The following is a 17,954-nucleotide window of genomic DNA, read 5'->3' on the forward strand; positions in this document are numbered from 1 at the left end:
CCCGCGAACATGCTCGCGGGCCGCGCCTTCGTGTTTCTGGCTTACTCCTTGGGCTCCGCGGGCTTGCCCGCGGTCAGCTCCCTGGTGTTGTCGCCACCGCGCAGCTCGCCCTCGTGCTTGGCGCGCTTGAGCGCGGCGGTCTCCTCCACCGGGTCCGGCTTGAGCAGGCTGCCCGCGACCGGCTCGCCCGCCGCGCCCAGCGCGTTCATCTTCTTCGGCACCGAGGTGCCCTGGTAGGCCAGGGGCACCGGGTGGCCGTGGTCGTCCACCGGGCCGAGCGGCTGGTGGATCTCGATGAACTCACCGTGCGGCAGCCGCTTGATGATGCCGGTCTCCACGCCGTGCTCCAGCACCTCGCGGTCGCTGCGCTGGGCGCCGAGGCAGAGCCGGTAGGTGAGGATGTAGGCGATCGGCGGCAGGATGATCAGCCCGATCCGGCCTGCCCAGGTCATCGCGTTCAGCGAGATGTTGAACTGCCACGCGATGATGTCGTTGAAGCCGGAGAGCATCATCACCATGAAGAAGGTGATGGCCATCGCGCCCAGGCTGGTGCGGACCGGCACGTCCCTCGGCCGCTGCAACAGGTTGTGGTGCGCCTCGTCCTTGGTCATCCTGCGCTCGATCCACGGGTAGAGGATGGCCAGGGTGACGCAGAAGCCGATGCTGCCCATGAACGGGAAGAACGACGCCGGGATGGTGTGCCCGAAGATGTAGATCTCCCAGGCCGGCCACAACCGGACCAGACCGTCGGTCCAGGCCATGTACCAGTCGGGCTGGCTGCCCGCGGAGACCTGCGCGGCGTTGTACGGCCCGAAGTTCCAGATCGGGTTGATCTGGAAGAGCCCGCCCATCAGCGCGATGACGCCCACGGTGACGGCGAAGAAGCCGCCGCCCTTGGCCGCGAACACCGGCATGATGCGCACGCCGACCACGTTGCTCTCGGTGCGGCCGACACCAGGGAACTGGGTGTGCTTCTGGTACCAGACCAGCGCCAGGTGCACCGCGACCAGGCCGAGGATGATGCCCGGCAGCAGCAGGATGTGGATCGTGTAGAGCCTGGGGATGATGTCCGTGCCGGGGAACTCCCCGCCGAAGAGCGCCCAGTGCACCCAGGTGCCCAGCACCGGGATGGTCAGGATCAGCGCGGAGGCGATCCGCAGGCCGACACCGGAGAGCAGGTCGTCGGGCAGCGAGTAGCCGGTGAAGCCCTCGAACATGCCCAGCACGAACAGCAGGATGCCGATGATCCAGTTGACCTCGCGCGGGCGGCGGAACGCGCCGGTGAAGAACACCCGGAACATGTGCGCCACGATCGAGGCCATGAACAGCAGCGCCGCCCAGTGGTGCACCTGGCGGGCGAACAGGCCGCCGCGCACCTCGAAGGAGATGTTCAGCGCGGACTCGAAGGCCCGCGACATCCACACGTCCTTGAGGTTGGTGAACACCCCGCCGTACTGGACCTCCTCCATCGAGGGGTCGAAGAACAGCGCGAGGTAGACACCGGAGAGCAGCAGCACGATGAAGCTGTACAGCGCGATCTCGCCGAGCATGAACGACCAGTGCGTCGGGAAGACCTTGTTGATCTGCCTGCGCAGCCCGGCCGCGACGTGATAGCGGTCGTCGGCCCACTTCGCCGCGCCGCCGGCTGCCCTGGCGGCTGGGTTCGCCTGCTTGGTCGGCGTGGTGATCGAACTCATGACTTACGCTCCCAGTAGGCCGGGCCCACCGGCTCGATGAAGTCGCCGCGGGCCACCAGGAAACCCGTTTCCGGGTCCACCGTGATGGGCAGCTGCGGCAGCGAGCGGGTCGCTGGGCCGAAGATCGGCTTGGCGTAGGTGAAGACGTCGAACTGCGACTGGTGGCACGGGCAGAGCAGGCGGCCGGTCTGCTGCTCGAACAGCGAGGTCGGGCAGCCCAGGTGGGTGCAGACCTTCGAGTAGGCGTACAGGTCGCCGAAGTTGAAGTCCGCCTGGCCCTTGCGCTTGGTCACCGGCTGGCCGGGGCGCAGCCGGATCAGCATGACCGGGTTGTCCGACCGGCGCAGCGCCTTGAGCAGCGCGTGGTTGTCGCCGCGCTCGGACTCGCGGAACGGGAAGACGGTCTCGAAGCCACCGGCCTCGACATCCTCCGGGCGGACCAGCACGACATCGTGCGGGTCGCCGGTGTCCCGGCGCAGGAAGACCTTCTCCTTGTCGTCCTTCTTCTTCCAGCCACTGGTGGCCAGCGGGCCGTTCTCGTCGTAGGCCTTCGGGTTGCGGACCAGGCCGCCGATGGCGAAGACGCCGACGCCCAGGCCGAACACGGTGCCAGCGCCGAGCAGGCTGCGCCGGATCAGCGACCGGCGGCCGATCTCGGACTTGGCGCCGGAGTCGGCCAGCAGCGCGACCGCGGTCTCCTTGTCGAACTCGGTCGACCCGCCGTCGTGCCGGTCCTGCACCGCGACCTCGTGCGGCAGCAGCCGCTTGGCGTAGGCGATCACGCCGACACCGATGCCGGTGATGGACAGACCCAGGGTCAGGCCCACCATCGGGGTGTAGAGGTCGTACCAGAAGCTGCCCGGCTGGTCCGGCGCCACGTAGTGCGAGGGCCAGAACAGGTACACGCCGAGGAAGGCGAGACCGGCCAGCGCGCCCAGCCCGAACCAGGCGGCCACCGCACGCTCGGTGCGGCGCTCGGCCCTGGTGCCCGGCACCGGGAAGTGCGGGTCCCGGTGCCGCAGGTGCACCCCGTCGGCGGCCAGGCCGAGGGTGACCAGTTCGTCCCGGCTCAGCTCGGCGAGTTCCGCGTCAGTGGGTGTCTTCTTCTCGTGCGAGTCGCTCATGCCCTGCTCCCGATCCACACGGTCACGCCGATCAGCGCGGCGAGACCGATGATCCAGGCGACCAGGCCTTCGGTGGCCGGGCCGAATCCGCCCAGCGGGTGGCCGCCCGGGTTGTTGTTGCCGTCGGTGACCGACTTGACGTAGGCCACGATGTCCTTCTTCTCCTGCGGCGAGAGCTGCCGGTCGGAGAACTTCGGCATGTTCTGTGGCCCGGTGAGCATCGCGGCGTAGATCTGCTCCTCGGTCACCCCGTCCAGCGCGGGCGCGTACTTGCCCGAGGACAGCGCGCCGCCACGGCCGGTGAAGTTGTGGCAGGAGGCGCAGTTGAGCCGGAACAGCTCACCGCCGCGGGCGGAGTTCTCCCCGCGCAGCTCCTTGCCGGACTCCTGCGGCAGGGTCGGGCCGCCGCCCTTGGACTGGATGAACGCGCCGAGGGCGTCGATCTCCTCGGAGTTGAACTTGGCGGGCTTGCGCCCGGCCTGTGCCTCCTGGCGGGCCATCGGCATCCGGCCGGAGGAGACCTGGAAGTAGACCGCTGCCTCGCCGACGCCGATCAGGCTGGGCCCACGGTCCTGCTCGCCCTGCAGGTTCGCGCCGTGGCAGGTGATGCAGGCGGTGTTGTAGAGCTGCTCGCCCTGCCGGATCTTGGTGGGATCCGACTGGGCCTGCGCGGTCTGCGGCTCGGGCAGGAACCCGGCGTAGAGCGCGCCCGCGCCGACGAGCGCGATGCCGAGGGCGAGCAGGCCGGACAGGCGGCGCCTGAGCTTGGCCCGCTTCCTGGCCCGATCGTTGTTGGTGGTCATCAGTGCGGCAACCCTTGCAGTCGAATTCGGGCGTACGCCTTGGGTGGGAGCTTCGGGAAGAAGTCGTCTCGTCAGGGAACGAGGTAGATGACGGCGAACAGCCCGATCCAGACGATGTCGACGAAGTGCCAGTAGTACGACACGACGATCGCCGCGGTGGCCTGGGCCGGCGTGAACTTGCTGAGCTTGGTACGCCAGATCAGGAACACGAAGGCGATCAGCCCGCCGACCACGTGCAGACCGTGGAACCCGGTGGTCAGGTAGAAGACCGTGCCGTAGGCCGAGGACGCGATGGTGGTGTGGTGCCCGGTGACCAGCGTGTAGTACTCGCCGATCTGACCGCCGACGAAGATCGTCCCCATGATCAGGGTGAGCGTGTACCACCGTCGGAGACCGAACACGTCACCGCGCTCGGCGGCGAAGACACCCATCTGACAGGTGAACGAGGACGCCACCAGGATGGTCGTGAAGACCAGGGCGTACGGCAGGTTCAGCTCGGTCGGATCCGGTGGCCACTTCCCCGTGTTCTGGGCCTTCACCGTGAAGAACATGGCGAAGAGACCAGCGAAGAACATCAGCTCGCTGGACAGCCAGACGATGGTGCCCACGCTGACCATGTTCGGGCGGTTCAGCGAGTGCACCCGTTGGCCGATGGAGGGCGCAGCAGTTGTCACGCGACGCATTATGTCCTGCGGCTCCAACGCTCGCTGGGCCGGGTCCGGCCGAGTTCCCGATCGTGTCCTGTCCCACACCTCCGCGCGCACCGCGCGCGAGGATCCGCCGACAGGGTGCAGGCCACTGCCGCCGGGCCGGGCTATAGCATCCAACTGCCCGAACGACCTGCCGAGAAGGACGCGTGATGAGCAACGAGACCCTGACCGTCCTGGTGTTCAGCCACCGCGACGAGGTGCGCGAGGCGATCATCAGCGCGGTCGGCCGCAAGCCAGCGCCGGATCTGCCCAAGCTGCGCTACGTCGAGGCGGGCACCATCGCCGAGGTCCTGGTGGAGGCCGACTCCGGCGGAGTGGACCTGGCCATCCTGGACGGCGAGGCCCAGCCCACCGGTGGCATGGGGCTGTCCAGGCAGCTCAAGAACGAGATCACGCACTGCCCGCCGATCGTGGTCGCGGTGCGGCGCAAGGACGACCGGTGGCTGGCCACCTGGTCCCAGGCGGACGCGGTGATCGTGCACCCGCTGGACCCGCTGGCCGCCGCCGAGACCGTGGCCGAGGTGCTGCGTTCCCAGCGGCTGCCCGCGGCCCAGGGCTGAGCGGGACGGGCGGTGCGATCATGAGCGACGCGACGCCTGACCCGAGCACTCCCGTCGAGCCGACCTGGCCGGACCTGCTGGGCCGCCTGGTCAACCGGATCGACTGCGGCACCGCGGACCTGGCCTGGGCGATGGGCCAGGTGATGTCCGGCGCGGCCACCATCGCGCAGACGGTGGCGCTGGTGGTCGCGCTGCGCGCCAAGGGTGAGACCGCCGACGAGGTGGCGGGCATGGCCGAGGGCATGCTGGCCTACGCCCGCCGGGTGGAGATCGACGTGCCGGCGGTGGACATCGTGGGCACCGGCGGCGACCGCTCCGGCACGGTGAACATCTCCACGATGGCCTCCCTGGTCACCGCGGCCGCCGGGGTGCCGGTGGTCAAGCACGGCAACCGGGCCGCCTCCTCCAAGTGCGGCACCGCCGACGTGCTGGAGGCCCTGGGCGTGGTCATCGACCTGCCGCCGGAGGGGGTGCGGCGCAGCGTGGCCGAACTGGGCATCGGCTTCTGCTTCGCGCCGGTGTTCCACCCGGCGATGCGGCACGCCGCCCCGGCCCGCCGCGAGATCGGCATCCCGACCACGTTCAACCTGCTGGGCCCGCTGACCAACCCGGCCCAGCCGCCTGCCTCGCTGATCGGCTGCGCCGACCCCAAGGCCGCCCCGCTGATGGCCCAGGTCTTCGCAGGCCGCGGCGCCTCGGCGCTGGTGGTCCGCGGCGATGACGGCCTCGACGAGCTGACCACCACCACGACCAGCACGGTCTGGCTGGTGCACGAGGGCAAGGTCGAGCGGCAGACCCTGGACCCCACCGAACTGGGCATCCCGGTCAGCGATCCGGCCGCGCTGCTCGGCGGCGACACCGAGGTCAACGCCGAGGCCGTCCGGCAACTCCTGGCAGGCACGAAGGGCGCGGTCCGGGACGCGGTGCTGCTCAACGCGGCAGGCGCGGTGGTGGCCCACCGTGGCCCCAGCGGCGATCTGCTCGCCGACCTGCGGGACGCCCTGGGCGTGGTGACCGCGGCCATCGACTCCGGCGCGGCGGCGGACCTGCTGGCCCGCTGGGTCACCCTGACCCAGAAGCTGAAGTCGGAGCTGTACTGACCCGAAGCGAAGCCCGCTACCAGGCCACCCGGGCAGGTAGCGGGCTTCGCTGTCTCCAGCGGCCGATCAGGCCCGCGGGCGGGCCTCTCCGTCCAGCCTGCCCAGGCGGGAACGTCAACGGCGGGCGTCCCCGGGAAGGGAACGTCCGCCGTCGGCGATGCGGAAAACCTCAGTCGTGGCTGGGCGCCGCGGTGTGGTACTCGAACAGCAGCCCGCCCACCATGATCAGCACGGCCAGCAGGCCGAGTGCGATCAGCCAGATGTGGAAGAAGGCCAGTGCCACCCCGGTGAAGGCGGCCGCGGCGGCCATGCCGACCGGCCAGTAGCTACCCGGGCTGAAGAAACCCAGCTCACCGGCGCCATCGGCGATCTCGGCGTCGTCCTCGTCCTCGGGCCGCGGGTCGATGCGGCGCGCGATGAACCGGAAGTAGGTGCCGCAGAGCAGGGTCAGCCCACCGGAGAGGACCAGCCCCACCGTGCCGACCGGCTCCTTGGCCCAGAACCCGTAGACGATCGCGGCCACGAAGCAGAAGGCCGTGATGAACTCGAAGATCCGCGCTTCGACCTTCATGATTTCCTCAACTCCAGTTCTGCGCTGCTCACCAGGCTCCTCACCGGTCCCCGCCGGAAGGCTTGCGCGAGGTGCGGCTGGTGTCGAACGGCTTGGTGGTGACCGCCTGCGGCGCGCACATCGGGCCGCACTTCAGCTCGGCGAGGGCCTCGGCGGCGGTGTAGGTCTTGCCGGTGCCCGGGTTCAGCTTCACCCGCAGCTGCATGTACCGGTCGAAGACCTGCGGCTGGAGCGCCCGCACCTCGAAGTTCATCACCGCGTGGTAGGTGCCGCACAGCTCGGCGCACCGGCCGACGAAGGCGCCTTCCCGGTCGATGGAGTTCTGGAAGACGTTGTCCTGGCTGTTCTTCTCCGGGTACGGGATGGTGTCCCGCTTGAAGTGGAACTCCGGCACGAAGAAGGAGTGGATGACGTCCTTGGACTCGATGGTGTAGCGGATCTCCTTGTTCGCCGGCAGCACCAGCAACGGGATCTCGGTACTCGAGCCGGTGGTGCGCACGGTGGTGCCGTCCGGGGTCTTGAAGTCCTGGTACTCGAACTCCCAGTTCCACTGGAAGGCCCAGACCTTGACGTTGACATCCGGCGTCTTGTCCTTGGCCGTGACCACGTTCTGGGCCTGGGTGGAGAAGACGAACAACACCACGATGATGATCATCGGAAGCCCGATGAGCACGAACTCCAGCGGCCCGTTGTACTGGAACTGGCGCGGGAACTCCTCGGACTTCTTGCGGTGGAAGATGATCGACCAGAAGATCAGCGCCCACACGATCACGCCGACGACCAGCGCGGCGATCACAGACCACGTCCACAACTGACGCATGGCCTCTGCCTGCGGGGTTACCCCCTTCGGCCAGCCAAAACGCAGCACCTCGTCGACGGAGCAGCCACTGGCCGCGACGCCCACCAGGCTGACCAGGCCGGTGACCTTGGCCAGCCGCGCTGCCCGGTTGCCCTCCTTGCGGCCCACTGCTCGCTGCCTCCTCGTGACAGGCTGGAAAACGGTCACGGCCCACCCGCGCGTCAGCGCGATCGACCTGCCGTCGCAATCAGTTCGGGACTCTAGCCCAGCACTAGCCTGGCTACCCGTTCGGGGTGAACCGGAAGGGCGCGTGTCGGCGGGCATACTGGGCGCCGACGTCGTCGAGAGGGAAGGTGTCCGAGACACGTGTGCGGCCTGCTTGGACTGGTGTGTTCCGCCCAGAACAACAACGCGAACATCGGCACGGCGGTCGGCAGCGTCGCGAGGGCGCTGCAGTGCCAGCGCCACCGCGGTCCCGACGAGAGTGACACCTGGCACAACAACGACGTGGTCTTCGGCTTCAACCGGCTGTCGATCATCGACGTGGAGCGTTCCCACCAGCCGCTGCACTACGCGCAGGGCCGCTACACGATCCTGTTCAACGGCGAGATCTACAACTACCTCGAACTACGCGCCGAACTGCGCGACAGCTACGGCGCGGAGTTCGCCACCGACGGCGACACCGAGGCCATCGTGGCCGCGTACCACCACCTCGGCCCGTCCATGGTCGGCAAGCTGCGCGGCATGTTCGCCTTCCTGATCTGGGACGCGGAGAAGCGGGTGATCTTCGGCGCCCGCGACCCCTTCGGCATCAAGCCGCTGTTCTACGCGGCTGGTCCGGGCGGGGTGGCCTTCGCCAGTGAGAAGAAGAGCCTGCTCGACCTGGCGCCCACGCTGGGCCTGGCGCCCAAGCTGGACCAGGCCGCGCTGCAGCACTACCTGATCCTGCAGTACGTGCCGGAGCCGGAGACGCTGCACACCACGATCCGGCGGATCGAGTCCGGCACCTCCTTCACCGTCTCCCCCGGCGGCCAGGTGGTCACCGAGCGGTACTTCCAGCCGACCTTCGCGCCGCGCCCGATCACCACCAGCACCGAGGCCGGGCAGCTCTACCGGGACATCGCCGGGGTGATGCGCGATTCGGTGGCCAAGCACATGCGCGCCGACGTGACCGTGGGCGCCTTCCTCTCCGGCGGCATCGACTCCACCGCGATCGCCGCGCTGGCCAAGGAGCACAACCCGGACCTGATCACCTTCACCACCGGGTTCGAGCGCACCGGCTACTCCGAGGTGGACGTGGCGGCGGAGTCCGCGGCCGCGATCGGGGTCAAGCACGTGGTCCGCACGGTCACCGCGCAGGAGATGATGCAGGCCCTGCCGCTGATCACCTGGTACCTGGACGATCCGGTGGCCGACCCGGCGCTGGTGCCGCTGTGGTTCATCGCCCGCGAGGCCCGCCAGCACGTGAAGGTGGTGCTCTCCGGCGAGGGCGCGGACGAGCTGTTCGGCGGGTACACGATCTACCGCGAGCCGCTCTCGCTGGCCCCGTTCGAGAAGGTGCCGGGCGCGCTGCGCTCGGTCATGGGCAAGGTCTCCAGCCGGATCCCGGAGGGCGTGCGCGGCAAGGACCTGCTCCGCCGCGGCGCGCTGACCCTGGAGGAGCGCTACTACGGCAACGCGCGGATCTTCCGGGACGACCAGATCCAGCAGGTGCTGCGCACGCACGACCCGCGCATCTCGCACACCGACGTCACCGCGCGCTGGTACCGGGACTCGCTGGCCTGGGACCCGGTGACCCGGATGCAGCACATCGACCTGTTCACCTGGCTGCGCGGGGACATCCTGGTCAAGGCGGACAAGATGACCATGGCCAACTCCCTCGAACTGCGGGTGCCGTTCCTGGACCCGGAGATCTTCCGGGTGGCCGCGCGCATCCCGCAGGACCAGAAGATCACCAAGGAGACCACCAAGTACGCGCTGCGCCAGGCCATGCGCGGGATCGTCCCGGCGCACGTGCTCAACCGGCGCAAGCTGGGCTTCCCGGTCCCGGTGCGGCACTGGCTCAAGGACGAGATGCACGACTGGGCCCGCGACATCGTGCACCAGTCGCTCACCGACGACCTGATCAACAAGAACGCGGTGCTGCGCATCCTGGAGGAGCACCGCTCCGGTCTGCTCGACCACAGCCGCCGGATCTGGGCGCTGCTGGTGTTCATGCTCTGGCACGGGATCTTCGTGGAGCGCCGGATCACGGTGCAGGTGCCGGAGCCGCACTACCCGGTCAAGCTCTGAGCTGGGCCGCCAGGCCGTCCAGGATGGCCTGGAGGCCGAACTCGAAGGAGTCCTCGGGGGCCGCCGCGTAGTCCGTGGCGGCCACCCCCATCCGGGCCCGCAGCCGCGGGAACGGCGCCGCGGCCGCATACGCCTTGGCCATGACCTCCCGCAGCTGCCCCTCGGCGTCGCCGCCGTCCCGGCCGAGCTTCCTGGTCAGTGACGCGGTGGCGGCCGGGCCGAGGGCGTTGCCCAGCACGTAGGTGAACACCCCGGCGGCGGCCTGGTCGGCGCGCGCGCCGGTGAACCCGGCGGTCTCGTAGACGGTCAGGCCGCACTCGTCGTAGCGGGCCTTGCCCGGCCCGAACATCAGGTGCGCGCCGAATGCCTGCACCAGCCAGGGGTGGCTGCCGAGCATCGCGTACAGGCCGGTGGCCAGCTGTTCCGCGGCCGCCCGCCAGCCGGTCTTCGCCGGGTCGGGCAGCGCGATCTCCTGCCAGATCTCGTCCCCGGCCAGGGTAATCAGGTTTTCCTTGCTGCCCACGTGCCAGTACATCGCGGTGGCCGCCGAGCCGAGCCACTTGCCGAGCGCACGCATGTTGAAGCCTTCCAAGCCGTCGGCGTCGAGCAGCTCGACCGCGGCCTTGACGATCTGTTCCCTGGTCAGCGTGTCACGCGGCATGGGCTCACGATAGGACAACCAGCCACCACTTGCACTTTGTTCAACTCTTGCCTACGGTCGAACTTGAACAAAGTGCAAGTCTGACGAAAGGGACCTGACATGACCACCACGTTCGCCGAGGCTGTCGCGGCCACGGCCACCGAGTTCGGCATCCCCGGTCTGGCCGCGGGGGTGCTGACCGGGGACATCGAGACCTTCGCCTGCCACGGCGTGACCAGCCTCGACAACCCGCTGCCGATCACCCCGGACACGCTGTACCCGGTGGCCTCGGTCAGCAAGACGCACACCGCGACCGCGATCCTCCGGCTGGCCGAGCAGGGCCGCCTCGACCTGGCCGACCCGGTCCGCCGCCACCTGCCGGAGCTGCGGCTGGCCGACGAGCGGGCCGCGGCCACGATGACCGTGCGCAACCTGCTCAACCACACCTCCGGCCTGGACACCCACCTGCTGCTGGACACCGGCGAGGGCGCGGACGCGCTGCGCGAGTACGTGGCGCGGCTGCCGGAGATCGAGCTGATCGCCCCGGTCGGCGCCAGGGCCTCCTACAGCCAGGCCGGGTACAACCTGCTGGGCCGGATCATCGAGCGGGTCACCGACCAGACCTTCGAGCAGGCCATGGCCGAACTGGTGCTCGAACCGGCCGAGCTGACCACCACCTGCTACTCGCTCAACGACGTGCTGACCCGGCGATTCGCGGTCGGGCACAACCGTGGGCCGGACGGCACGCTGAGCATCGCCCGGAACTGGAAGGGCTATCGGGCCGACAACCCCGGCGGCGGCCTCGTCTCCTCGGCGTCGGATCTGCTCCGCTGGGCCCGGTACCACCTCGGTGACGCCTCCCTGGGCCGGCTGCGGGAGCGCACCGTGGACCTGCGTGGCAGCTCGCTGGGCGACGGTCTCGGGCTGGGCTGGTTCCTGCGCGGGATCGACGGGGTGCGGGCCGTCGGGCACGGCGGTTCCGGGGACGGTCAGTTCGCCGAGCTGCTGCTGGTGCCGGAGCGGGACTTCGCCGTGGTGTCGCTGTCCAACGCGGGCCCCGACGGCATCCCGGCCAACCAGGCCATCCTGCGCTGGGCCCTGGAACACCACCTCGGCCTGCACGACCGCGACCCCGAACCGCTGCCGTACGAGCAGACCCGGGCGGGTGAGATCACCGGCCGCTACGACAGTGGCGCGATGACCCTGACCATCAGCGCGACCGGTCCGCGGCTGCGCCTGGAGGTGCTGCTCAAGCCGGACCTGCGCGCCCGGCTCGGCGTGACCATCCCCGATCACGAGCCCTTCGACCTGGGCCTGCTGCCCGCGGACGAGTACATCCTGACCAGCGGCGCGTTCACCGGTCAGCGCGGCTGCTTCTCCCGGGACGCGGCCGGCCGGGTCACCGGCGTCGACCTGGCCGGACGGTTGTTCAGCCGAGAAAATGTCGGGGACCCCGCGTAGCCTCCGATCCGTCAAGTGACCCACATCACTCGGAGGACGCCGTGCCTGACGAACAGGTGCTGCTGGCCGTGGGGACCCGCAAGGGCCTGTGGCTGGCCACCAGCGAACACGACCGGGCGGACTGGACCTGGTCCGGACCGCACCACGCGATGACCGAGGTCTACGCGGTGGCCGTGGACACCCGGCGCGGGACGCCCCGGCTGCTGGCCGGCGTGGCCAGCGAGCACTTCGGCCCGAGCGTGGCCACCAGCGACGACCTGGGCGAGAGCTGGCAGGAGCCGGACCACGCCCCGGTGGCCTTCCCCGCCGACACCGGCGCGGAGCTGCAGCGGGTCTGGCAGCTCGCCGCGGGCCCGGCCGATCAGCCCGAGGTGGTCTACGCGGGCACCCAGCCCTCGGCGTTGTTCCGCTCCACCGACGGCGGGCGCACCTACGACATGGTGCGCGGGCTGTGGGACCACCCGCACCGGGAGCAGTGGGGCGCGGGCTACGGCGGGCAGGCGGTGCACACGATCCTGCCGCACCCCACCGACCGGGAGCGGGTCACCGTGGCCATGTCCACCGGCGGGGTCTACCGCACCGAGGACGGCGGGACGAACTGGGCGCCCAGCAACACCGGCATCAAGGCCTACTTCCTGCCCGACCCTGATCCCGAGTTCGGCCAGTGCGTGCACAAGATCGCGCAGAACCCGGCCGACCCGGACCGGATGTTCCTGCAGAACCACCACGGCGTGTACCGCAGCGAGGACGGCGGCGCGCACTGGATCTCCATCGCGGACGGCCTGCCCAGCGATTTCGGCTTCCCGATCGCGGTGCACCCGCACCGGCCCGAGGTGGTCTACGGCTTCCCGCTCACCGCCGACAGCAACCGGTTCCCGCCGGAGGGGGCCTGCCGGGTCTTCCGCAGCGAGGACTCCGGCGCGCACTGGACCGCGCTGACCAAGGGCCTGCCGCAGGAGAACTTCTGGACCACGGTGCTGCGGGACGCGCTGTGCGTGGACGACGCGAGCGTGCCGGGGGTCTACTTCGGCTCCCGCTCCGGCGAGGTCTACGCCAGCCGGGACGAGGGCGCCAGCTGGCAGCGGATCATCGAGCACCTGCCGGACGTGCTCAGCGTGCGCGCGGCCGTGATCAGGCGGTGAGCCGGATGCGGGTCACCGTGCTGCTGCCCGGCGTGCTGCGCCCCGCCGCGGGCGAGGCCGCCCGGCTGGACCTGGACCTGCCGGGTGGCGCGACCCTGGGCGCCGCGCTGGACGTGCTGGCCGCGGACCACCCGGCGCTGGACCGCCGGTTGCGCACCGAGCAGGGCACGCTGCGCCGGTACGTGAACTTCTACGTCAACGGCGAGGAATGCCGCAGGCTGGGCGGCCCGGACACCCCGCTGACCGACGGCGCGGAGATCCAGGTGATCCCCTCGGTGGCGGGCGGCTGATGCCGGTCACCATCGCCGCCGCCAGGACCACCGCCACCCGCTGGGTCGCCGAACACGCCACCGGCGACCCCGGGTTCGGCGGCGCCTACCTCGCGGGCTCGGCCGCCTGGCTGCCCGCCGACGCCGTGCTGCCCGCGACCTCGGACGTGGACATCATGCTGGTCACCGGCAGCAACCCGGCCCCGGCCAGGCCCGGCAAGTTCCGCCAGGACGGCCTGCTGCTCGAACCCACCTACCTGAGCTGGACCGAGCTGTCCGCACCGCAGGCGGTCCTGTCCGACTACCACCTGGCGGGCGGACTGCGGGTCAACACCATCCTGGCCGATTCCACCGGCCGACTCACCGCCCTGCAGGCGGCGGTGGCCAGGGATTTCAGTGCGCCGCGGTGGGTCCGCCGCCGCTGCGCGCACGCCGAAACCCGCATCCGCACCGGCCTGATGGCCGCGCAGACCCCGCAACCCTGGCCCTGGCAGGTCACCCGGTGGCTCTTCGCCACCGGCGTCACCGCCCACGTGCTGCTGGTCGCCGCCCAGCGCAACCCGACCATCCGCCGCCGCTACGCCGCCACCAGGGCCCTGCTCACTGAACTGGGTCACCCGGACTGGCAGGAGGAACTGCTGACCGTCCTGGGCTGCGCGCACCTCACCCCGGACCAGGTCCGCCTGCACCTGGACGCCCTCACCGCGATCTTCGACGAGGCCGGCCCTGCCGCCGCGACCAGCCCGGCCTTCTTCGCGAGCGACCTCAGCGCGCAGGCCCGTCCGGTGGCCATCGACGGCGCGCACGAGCTGCTGGCCGCGGGCGAACACCGCGAGGCGATGTTCTGGCTGGTCGCCACCTATGCCCGCTGCCTGATCGTGCTCAACCGCGACAACGACGCCGGATTCACCGAGTTGATGGCCGATCTGGGCCATCCACCAGGTCCGGCCGACCTGCACAGGCAGATCGGCCGGACCGAAGCGTTCCTGCCGCGGCTCGCCGAGCTACGAGAGGTGGTGCTGGCTAGTTCTTGAGCGCCTTGGCGATGTCCGCGGACGCCTCGGCGCCGTAGGCCTCGGTCAGGCGGGTCAGCGCGGCCTCGCGGTCGAAGACCCACTCCTGCGGGCCGTCGACCTCCAGCACCAGCACCGCGATCAGCGAGCCGAGCTGGGCGGCGCGCTCCAGCGGCAGGCCGGCGGCGATGCCTGCCAGGAAACCGGCGCGGAAGCCGTCGCCGATGCCGGTCGGGTCGGCCTTGTGCGTCTCCGGCACCGCGGGCACGTGCAGCGGCGCGGACAGGCCCTTGCCGACCAGCTCCACGCCCTTCTCGCCCAGGGTGGTGATCCGCAGGTCGACGTGGTCCAGGATCTCCTCCTCGGACCAGCCGGTCTTCTGCAGCAGCAGCTGCAGCTCGTAGTCGTTGGTGAACAGGTACTTCGCGCCCTCGACGAGCCGCTTGGCCTGGTCGCCGTCCATCCGGGCCAGCTGCTGGGAGGGGTCGGCGGCGAACGGGATGCCCCGCTGCCGGGACTCCTCGGAGTGCCGCAGCATGGCCTCGGGGTCGTTCGGGCTGACCAGCACCAGCTCCAGGCCGCCGACCTTGTCCATGATCGGGGCCAGCTCGATGTTGCGGGCCTCGGCCATCGCGCCCGCGTAGAAGGAGGCGATCTGGTTCATGTCGTCGTCGGTGGTGCAGACGAACCGGGCGGTGTGCTTCACCTCCGAGGTGTGCACGCCCGAGCAGTCGACGCCATGGCGCTCCAGCCAGGAGCGGTAGTCGGCGAAGTCGGCACCCACCGCGCCGATCAGCACCGGCGAGTAGCCGAGCACGCCCATGCCGAAGGCGATGTTGGCGGCGATGCCGCCCCGGCGCACGGTCAGGTCATCCACCAGGAAGCTCAGCGACACCCGGTCCAGCCGGTCGGCGACCAACTGGTCGGTGAACCGGCCCGGGAAGTGCATCAGGTGGTCGGTGGCAATGCTTCCAGTCACAGCGACAGGCACTTACTGCGCTCCCTATGAGACGACTGCTGGCAGGCCATCGTCACCCGTTCCGGTCGCAGACAGCCGGGAGCGAAGACTACTTGGTGGTAAGGGTGTCGCACATCAATCCACGGTTCTAACGTCCTCGATGTGACGATTCCGGACGCCAGCACCCTGGCTGAGCTGATCGAGGACTGCGCCGAGATCCCCCCTGCCCTCCGCCCGTCCGAGCACCTGCTCCCGCTGCCGCGGAACCAGGCATCGTGGCAGGTCAACGAGGTGTGCTCGGCCCAGGTCAAGGAAATGGACGACTACGGCGCCTGAGCGCCCGGCACGAAAAAGGACCGCGGTGATCACCGCGGTCCAGTTTTCGCGCTCTGGGTCTACCAGCAGAACTAGTGGAAAGAATCACCACAGGCGCAGGACCCACCGGCGTTCGGGTTGTCGATGGTGAAGCCCTGCTTCTCGATGGTGTCGACGAAGTCGATGACCGCGCCTTCCACGTAGGGCACGCTCATCCGGTCCACCGCGACCTTGAGGCCGCCGAAGTCACGGAAGACGTCCCCGTCGAGGGTGCGCTCGTCGAAGAACAGCTGGTAACGCAGGCCGGCACAGCCACCGGGCTGCACGGCGATGCGCAGGTGCATGTCGTCCCGACCTTCTTGGTCGAGCAGCGACTTCGCCTTGCTGGCAGCGACGTCGGTGAGCGTGACGCCGTGCGTCTGCGCTTCGGTCGCCGTGGTGTTCTCGGCGGTCATGGTTCTCCCTACGAGGTCGGCGCTCGGGCCCGTACCGTAGCTGCAACGCAGCCCTGAGCCGGGATGTTCCCGTACTCCTATGGTCGCACAGCACTATCTCCGCGTTAGTTCTGTGGGCTCCGCCACTGGCGGGCCACCCGTTCGGCCAATCCGCTCAGCCCACCAGCGGGTTCGGCGATCGCCCTGGCCACCGAACCCACGTGTTCGGCCACCGAATACGAGTCCTCGACCCCGGCCGCACCGGCCTCGCGGCGGCCCACGCTCACCTGACCGGCGAGCACCAGGCAGGGCACCCCGCGCTCGGCCGCGCCCGCGGCCACCCGGCTGACCAGCTTGCCGCGCAGGGATTGCCAGTCGAAGCTGCCCTCGCCGGTGAGCACCAGCCCGGCCTGGTCCAGGGCCTCGTCCAGCGCGCTGAGCCGCCGGACCAGGTCGGCGCCGGAGTCCACGGTCGCGCCCAGTGCCAGCAGCGCCGCGCCCAGCCCGCCTGCCGCGCCCGCGGCGGCCAGACCGGCCACCTCGACGCCCAGTTCTTCCAGCAGCACTTCGGACCAGCGGGTCAGCGCCCGGTCCAGCTGCTCGACCTGGTCGGGGTTCGCGCCCTTCTGCGGGCCGAACACGCGTGCCGCGCCGGTCGGGCCGAGCAGCGGGTTGTCCACGTCGGAGGCGGCGATCAGCCGCAGCGCGCCCAGGTCCGGCCGGCCGGCCAGCCCCGCGCAGTCCGCCAGGGCCGCGCCGCCCTCGGGCAGCGGCGCGCCGAGGGCGTCCACCGGCCCGGCGCCCAGCGCGGCGAACAGTCCGGCGCCGCCGTCGGTGGTGGCCGAGCCGCCGAGCCCGACCACCGCGGTGTGCATCCCGGCGCGCACGGCGTCCAGGAGGAGTTCCCCCACCCCACGGGTGGTGGTCAGACCGGCCCGCCGAGCCGCCTTGGGGACCAGGTGCAGTCCCGCGGCCTGCGCGGATTCGAGATAGGCGGTGCCGTCATGGGCCAGCCACACGACGGTGACCGGTTCGCCCAGCGGTCCGGTGACCTCGACCGTGTGCAGTTCGCCACCCAGGGCGGTGTGCAGCACGTCCACGAAACCGGGGCCGCCGTCAGCGAGCGGACGAAGCAGGAGCCGGTCGGCGGGCGAACCCCGCCGCCACCCCCGCGCGATGGCCTCCGCGGCTTCCGTAGCCGTGAGCGTGCCACCGAAACAGTCGGGGGCGATGAGCACCAGCCGCCCCGAAATGTCCGTCATAGGGCGGACGGTACTCGGCCCGTTTTGGCCCTGCCCTACCCTGTTTGCGTGAGGTTTCTCCGTCGCAACAGCACCGAGTCGACCACGGGCCCCGAAGAGGGGGTGTCGTCGGCCAAACTCGCCGAGCCCATCGAGGGCGACAAGGGGCGCACGCCGGCCAAGGGCAGGGCGACCCCGAAGCGCCGCGAGGCCGAGGTGCGCAAGCGCGGACCCGTGCCCCCGCCACCGCGGACCCAGCGCGAGGCCCTGCGCCGCGCCAAGGGCAACAAGGAGGACCGGCGCAAGGCCGCCGCGATCCGCCGCGAGCGGATGAACGCGGGCGATGACGCCTACTTGATGCCGCGGGACCGCGGCCCGGCCCGCGCCTACGTGCGCGACCTGGTCGACTCCCGCCGCAACCTGATGGGGCTGTTCATGCCCCTGGCGATCATCGTCTTCGTCTCCATCCTCACGCCGTCGCCGATGATCAAGCAGTACGCCAGCCTGTTCTGCATGTTCATGCTGCTGTCGATGATCATCGAGGGCATCGTGCTGGGCCGCCTGGTGACCAGGAAGGTCCGCGAACGCTTCCCCAGCGACACCACCCGCGGCTTCGCCCTGGGCTGGTACGCCTTCACCCGAGCCACCCAGATCCGCAAACTCCGCATGCCCAAGCCCCGCGTCAAAGCAGGCACCGCCGTCTAACCCCAGCGTGTTGGCCGTTCTCGTACACCGAGTTGGCCAAAGTCGTACGCCGAGTTGGCCCAACCGGTACGCCGAGTTGGCCCAAGTCGTACGCTCAACTCCTTAGCGGCGCGAACGATC

19 protein-coding genes are annotated in these 17,954 nt (G+C 70.2%); 9 read left to right on the top strand and 10 right to left on the bottom strand.

What is annotated here, in order from left to right:
• Window positions 1–41: 41 nt before the first annotated feature.
• The 4 genes from qcrB to ctaE form a co-directional block, all read right to left on the bottom strand.
• On the bottom strand, window positions 42–1,697 hold the full coding sequence (qcrB, locus tag ACTOWY_RS22900; protein ID WP_441311705.1) for a cytochrome bc1 complex cytochrome b subunit: 1,656 nt from the start codon (window positions 1,695–1,697) through the stop codon (window positions 42–44).
• Window positions 1,694–2,821, bottom strand: a complete 1,128-nt coding sequence (qcrA, locus tag ACTOWY_RS22905; RefSeq protein WP_441311706.1) for a cytochrome bc1 complex Rieske iron-sulfur subunit — start codon at window positions 2,819–2,821, stop codon at window positions 1,694–1,696. Before qcrA ends, qcrB begins: the two co-directional genes overlap by 4 nt.
• Window positions 2,818–3,624 (bottom strand): cytochrome bc1 complex diheme cytochrome c subunit, encoded by an 807-nt coding sequence (qcrC, locus tag ACTOWY_RS22910; protein WP_441311707.1) that lies wholly within the window; start codon window positions 3,622–3,624, stop codon window positions 2,818–2,820. The genes qcrA and qcrC overlap by 4 nt, the downstream gene beginning before the upstream one ends.
• A 71-nt stretch (window positions 3,625–3,695) precedes the next feature.
• Complete coding sequence (gene ctaE, locus ACTOWY_RS22915) at window positions 3,696–4,307, bottom strand: aa3-type cytochrome oxidase subunit III (protein WP_185002459.1); 612 nt, start codon at window positions 4,305–4,307, stop codon at window positions 3,696–3,698.
• A gap of 176 nt (window positions 4,308–4,483) precedes the next feature.
• Here ctaE and ACTOWY_RS22920 point away from each other — a divergent pair, with 176 nt between their 5' ends.
• Window positions 4,484–4,894 (top strand): hypothetical protein, encoded by a 411-nt coding sequence (locus ACTOWY_RS22920; protein WP_185002458.1) that lies wholly within the window; start codon window positions 4,484–4,486, stop codon window positions 4,892–4,894.
• Between the two features lie 20 nt (window positions 4,895–4,914).
• Entirely contained in the window at window positions 4,915–5,994 is a 1,080-nt protein-coding gene (gene trpD, locus ACTOWY_RS22925; RefSeq protein WP_441311708.1) for an anthranilate phosphoribosyltransferase, read from the top strand.
• Window positions 5,995–6,163: 169 nt separating this feature from the next.
• Here trpD and ACTOWY_RS22930 read toward each other — a convergent pair whose 3' ends face one another.
• Both ACTOWY_RS22930 and ctaC read right to left on the bottom strand, forming a co-directional pair.
• A complete protein-coding gene (locus tag ACTOWY_RS22930) occupies window positions 6,164–6,565 on the bottom strand; it encodes a cytochrome c oxidase subunit 4 (RefSeq protein ID WP_247758874.1) in 402 nt (133 codons plus the stop codon).
• 40 nt (window positions 6,566–6,605) lie between these two features.
• On the bottom strand, window positions 6,606–7,532 hold the full coding sequence (gene ctaC, locus ACTOWY_RS22935) for an aa3-type cytochrome oxidase subunit II (RefSeq protein WP_247758875.1): 927 nt from the start codon (window positions 7,530–7,532) through the stop codon (window positions 6,606–6,608).
• Between the two features lie 198 nt (window positions 7,533–7,730).
• Between ctaC and asnB the strand changes: the two genes are divergently transcribed.
• Window positions 7,731–9,656 (top strand): asparagine synthase (glutamine-hydrolyzing), encoded by a 1,926-nt coding sequence (gene asnB / locus ACTOWY_RS22940; protein WP_441311709.1) that lies wholly within the window; start codon window positions 7,731–7,733, stop codon window positions 9,654–9,656.
• Here asnB and ACTOWY_RS22945 read toward each other — a convergent pair.
• Window positions 9,646–10,317: a TetR/AcrR family transcriptional regulator gene (locus tag ACTOWY_RS22945; RefSeq protein ID WP_441311710.1), complete on the bottom strand. Its 672-nt coding sequence runs from the start codon at window positions 10,315–10,317 to the stop codon at window positions 9,646–9,648. The genes asnB and ACTOWY_RS22945 overlap by 11 nt on opposite strands.
• A gap of 99 nt (window positions 10,318–10,416) precedes the next feature.
• On the opposite strand from ACTOWY_RS22945, the gene ACTOWY_RS22950 reads away from it, so the two are divergent.
• The 4 genes from ACTOWY_RS22950 to ACTOWY_RS22965 are packed head-to-tail and all read left to right on the top strand — an operon-like array spanning window position 10,417 to window position 14,202.
• Complete coding sequence (locus tag ACTOWY_RS22950; RefSeq protein ID WP_441311711.1) at window positions 10,417–11,757, top strand: serine hydrolase domain-containing protein; 1,341 nt, start codon at window positions 10,417–10,419, stop codon at window positions 11,755–11,757.
• A gap of 41 nt (window positions 11,758–11,798) precedes the next feature.
• Window positions 11,799–12,899, top strand: a complete 1,101-nt coding sequence (locus tag ACTOWY_RS22955; RefSeq protein WP_441311712.1) for a WD40/YVTN/BNR-like repeat-containing protein — start codon at window positions 11,799–11,801, stop codon at window positions 12,897–12,899.
• 5 nt (window positions 12,900–12,904) lie between these two features.
• Window positions 12,905–13,189, top strand: coding sequence for a ubiquitin-like small modifier protein 1 (locus tag ACTOWY_RS22960; RefSeq protein ID WP_441311713.1), 285 nt, complete (start codon window positions 12,905–12,907; stop codon window positions 13,187–13,189).
• Complete coding sequence (locus ACTOWY_RS22965; protein WP_441311714.1) at window positions 13,189–14,202, top strand: hypothetical protein; 1,014 nt, start codon at window positions 13,189–13,191, stop codon at window positions 14,200–14,202. Before ACTOWY_RS22960 ends, ACTOWY_RS22965 begins: the two co-directional genes overlap by 1 nt.
• On the opposite strand, the gene ACTOWY_RS22970 is transcribed toward ACTOWY_RS22965, so the two are convergent.
• Window positions 14,192–15,130, bottom strand: coding sequence for a carbohydrate kinase family protein (locus ACTOWY_RS22970; protein ID WP_441311764.1), 939 nt, complete (start codon window positions 15,128–15,130; stop codon window positions 14,192–14,194). The two genes, ACTOWY_RS22965 and ACTOWY_RS22970, sit on opposite strands and share 11 nt — an antisense overlap.
• Window positions 15,131–15,301: 171 nt before the next feature.
• On the opposite strand from ACTOWY_RS22970, the gene ACTOWY_RS22975 reads away from it, so the two are divergent.
• Entirely contained in the window at window positions 15,302–15,475 is a 174-nt protein-coding gene (locus ACTOWY_RS22975; RefSeq protein ID WP_247758881.1) for a hypothetical protein, read from the top strand.
• Between the two features lie 71 nt (window positions 15,476–15,546).
• On the opposite strand, the gene ACTOWY_RS22980 is transcribed toward ACTOWY_RS22975, so the two are convergent.
• Both ACTOWY_RS22980 and ACTOWY_RS22985 read right to left on the bottom strand, forming a co-directional pair.
• On the bottom strand, window positions 15,547–15,909 hold the full coding sequence (locus ACTOWY_RS22980; protein WP_185002449.1) for a HesB/IscA family protein: 363 nt from the start codon (window positions 15,907–15,909) through the stop codon (window positions 15,547–15,549).
• Between the two features lie 104 nt (window positions 15,910–16,013).
• Window positions 16,014–17,150 (bottom strand): glycerate kinase family protein, encoded by a 1,137-nt coding sequence (locus ACTOWY_RS22985; protein WP_441311715.1) that lies wholly within the window; start codon window positions 17,148–17,150, stop codon window positions 16,014–16,016.
• 48 nt (window positions 17,151–17,198) lie between these two features.
• Here ACTOWY_RS22985 and ACTOWY_RS22990 point away from each other — a divergent pair, with 48 nt between their 5' ends.
• Window positions 17,199–17,834: a DUF3043 domain-containing protein gene (locus ACTOWY_RS22990; protein ID WP_441311716.1), complete on the top strand. Its 636-nt coding sequence runs from the start codon at window positions 17,199–17,201 to the stop codon at window positions 17,832–17,834.
• The last annotated feature ends 120 nt before the right edge of the window (window positions 17,835–17,954 follow it).

Origin of the sequence: Crossiella sp. CA198 (assembly GCF_052078295.1) — a bacterium.
Lineage (GTDB): Bacteria > Actinomycetota > Actinomycetes > Mycobacteriales > Pseudonocardiaceae > Crossiella.

Bases quoted from the DNA above. Each gene is read 5' to 3' on its own strand.
- ACTOWY_RS22950 (WP_441311711.1), top strand. From the start codon at position 10,417: ATGACCACCACGTTCGCCGAGGCTGTCGCGGCCACGGCCACCGAGTTC.
- qcrA (WP_441311706.1), bottom strand. From the start codon at position 2,821: ATGAGCGACTCGCACGAGAAGAAGACACCCACTGACGCGGAACTCGCC.
- ACTOWY_RS22970 (WP_441311764.1), bottom strand. From the start codon at position 15,130: ATGCACTTCCCGGGCCGGTTCACCGACCAGTTGGTCGCCGACCGGCTG.
- ACTOWY_RS22980 (WP_185002449.1), bottom strand. From the start codon at position 15,909: ATGACCGCCGAGAACACCACGGCGACCGAAGCGCAGACGCACGGCGTC.
- qcrC (WP_441311707.1), bottom strand. From the start codon at position 3,624: ATGACCACCAACAACGATCGGGCCAGGAAGCGGGCCAAGCTCAGGCGC.
- ACTOWY_RS22960 (WP_441311713.1), top strand. From the start codon at position 12,905: ATGCGGGTCACCGTGCTGCTGCCCGGCGTGCTGCGCCCCGCCGCGGGC.
- qcrB (WP_441311705.1), bottom strand. From the start codon at position 1,697: ATGAGTTCGATCACCACGCCGACCAAGCAGGCGAACCCAGCCGCCAGG.
- ctaE (WP_185002459.1), bottom strand. From the start codon at position 4,307: ATGCGTCGCGTGACAACTGCTGCGCCCTCCATCGGCCAACGGGTGCAC.
- ACTOWY_RS22985 (WP_441311715.1), bottom strand. From the start codon at position 17,150: ATGACGGACATTTCGGGGCGGCTGGTGCTCATCGCCCCCGACTGTTTC.
- ACTOWY_RS22920 (WP_185002458.1), top strand. From the start codon at position 4,484: ATGAGCAACGAGACCCTGACCGTCCTGGTGTTCAGCCACCGCGACGAG.
- trpD (WP_441311708.1), top strand. From the start codon at position 4,915: ATGAGCGACGCGACGCCTGACCCGAGCACTCCCGTCGAGCCGACCTGG.
- ACTOWY_RS22965 (WP_441311714.1), top strand. From the start codon at position 13,189: ATGCCGGTCACCATCGCCGCCGCCAGGACCACCGCCACCCGCTGGGTC.
- ACTOWY_RS22945 (WP_441311710.1), bottom strand. From the start codon at position 10,317: ATGCCGCGTGACACGCTGACCAGGGAACAGATCGTCAAGGCCGCGGTC.
- ACTOWY_RS22930 (WP_247758874.1), bottom strand. From the start codon at position 6,565: ATGAAGGTCGAAGCGCGGATCTTCGAGTTCATCACGGCCTTCTGCTTC.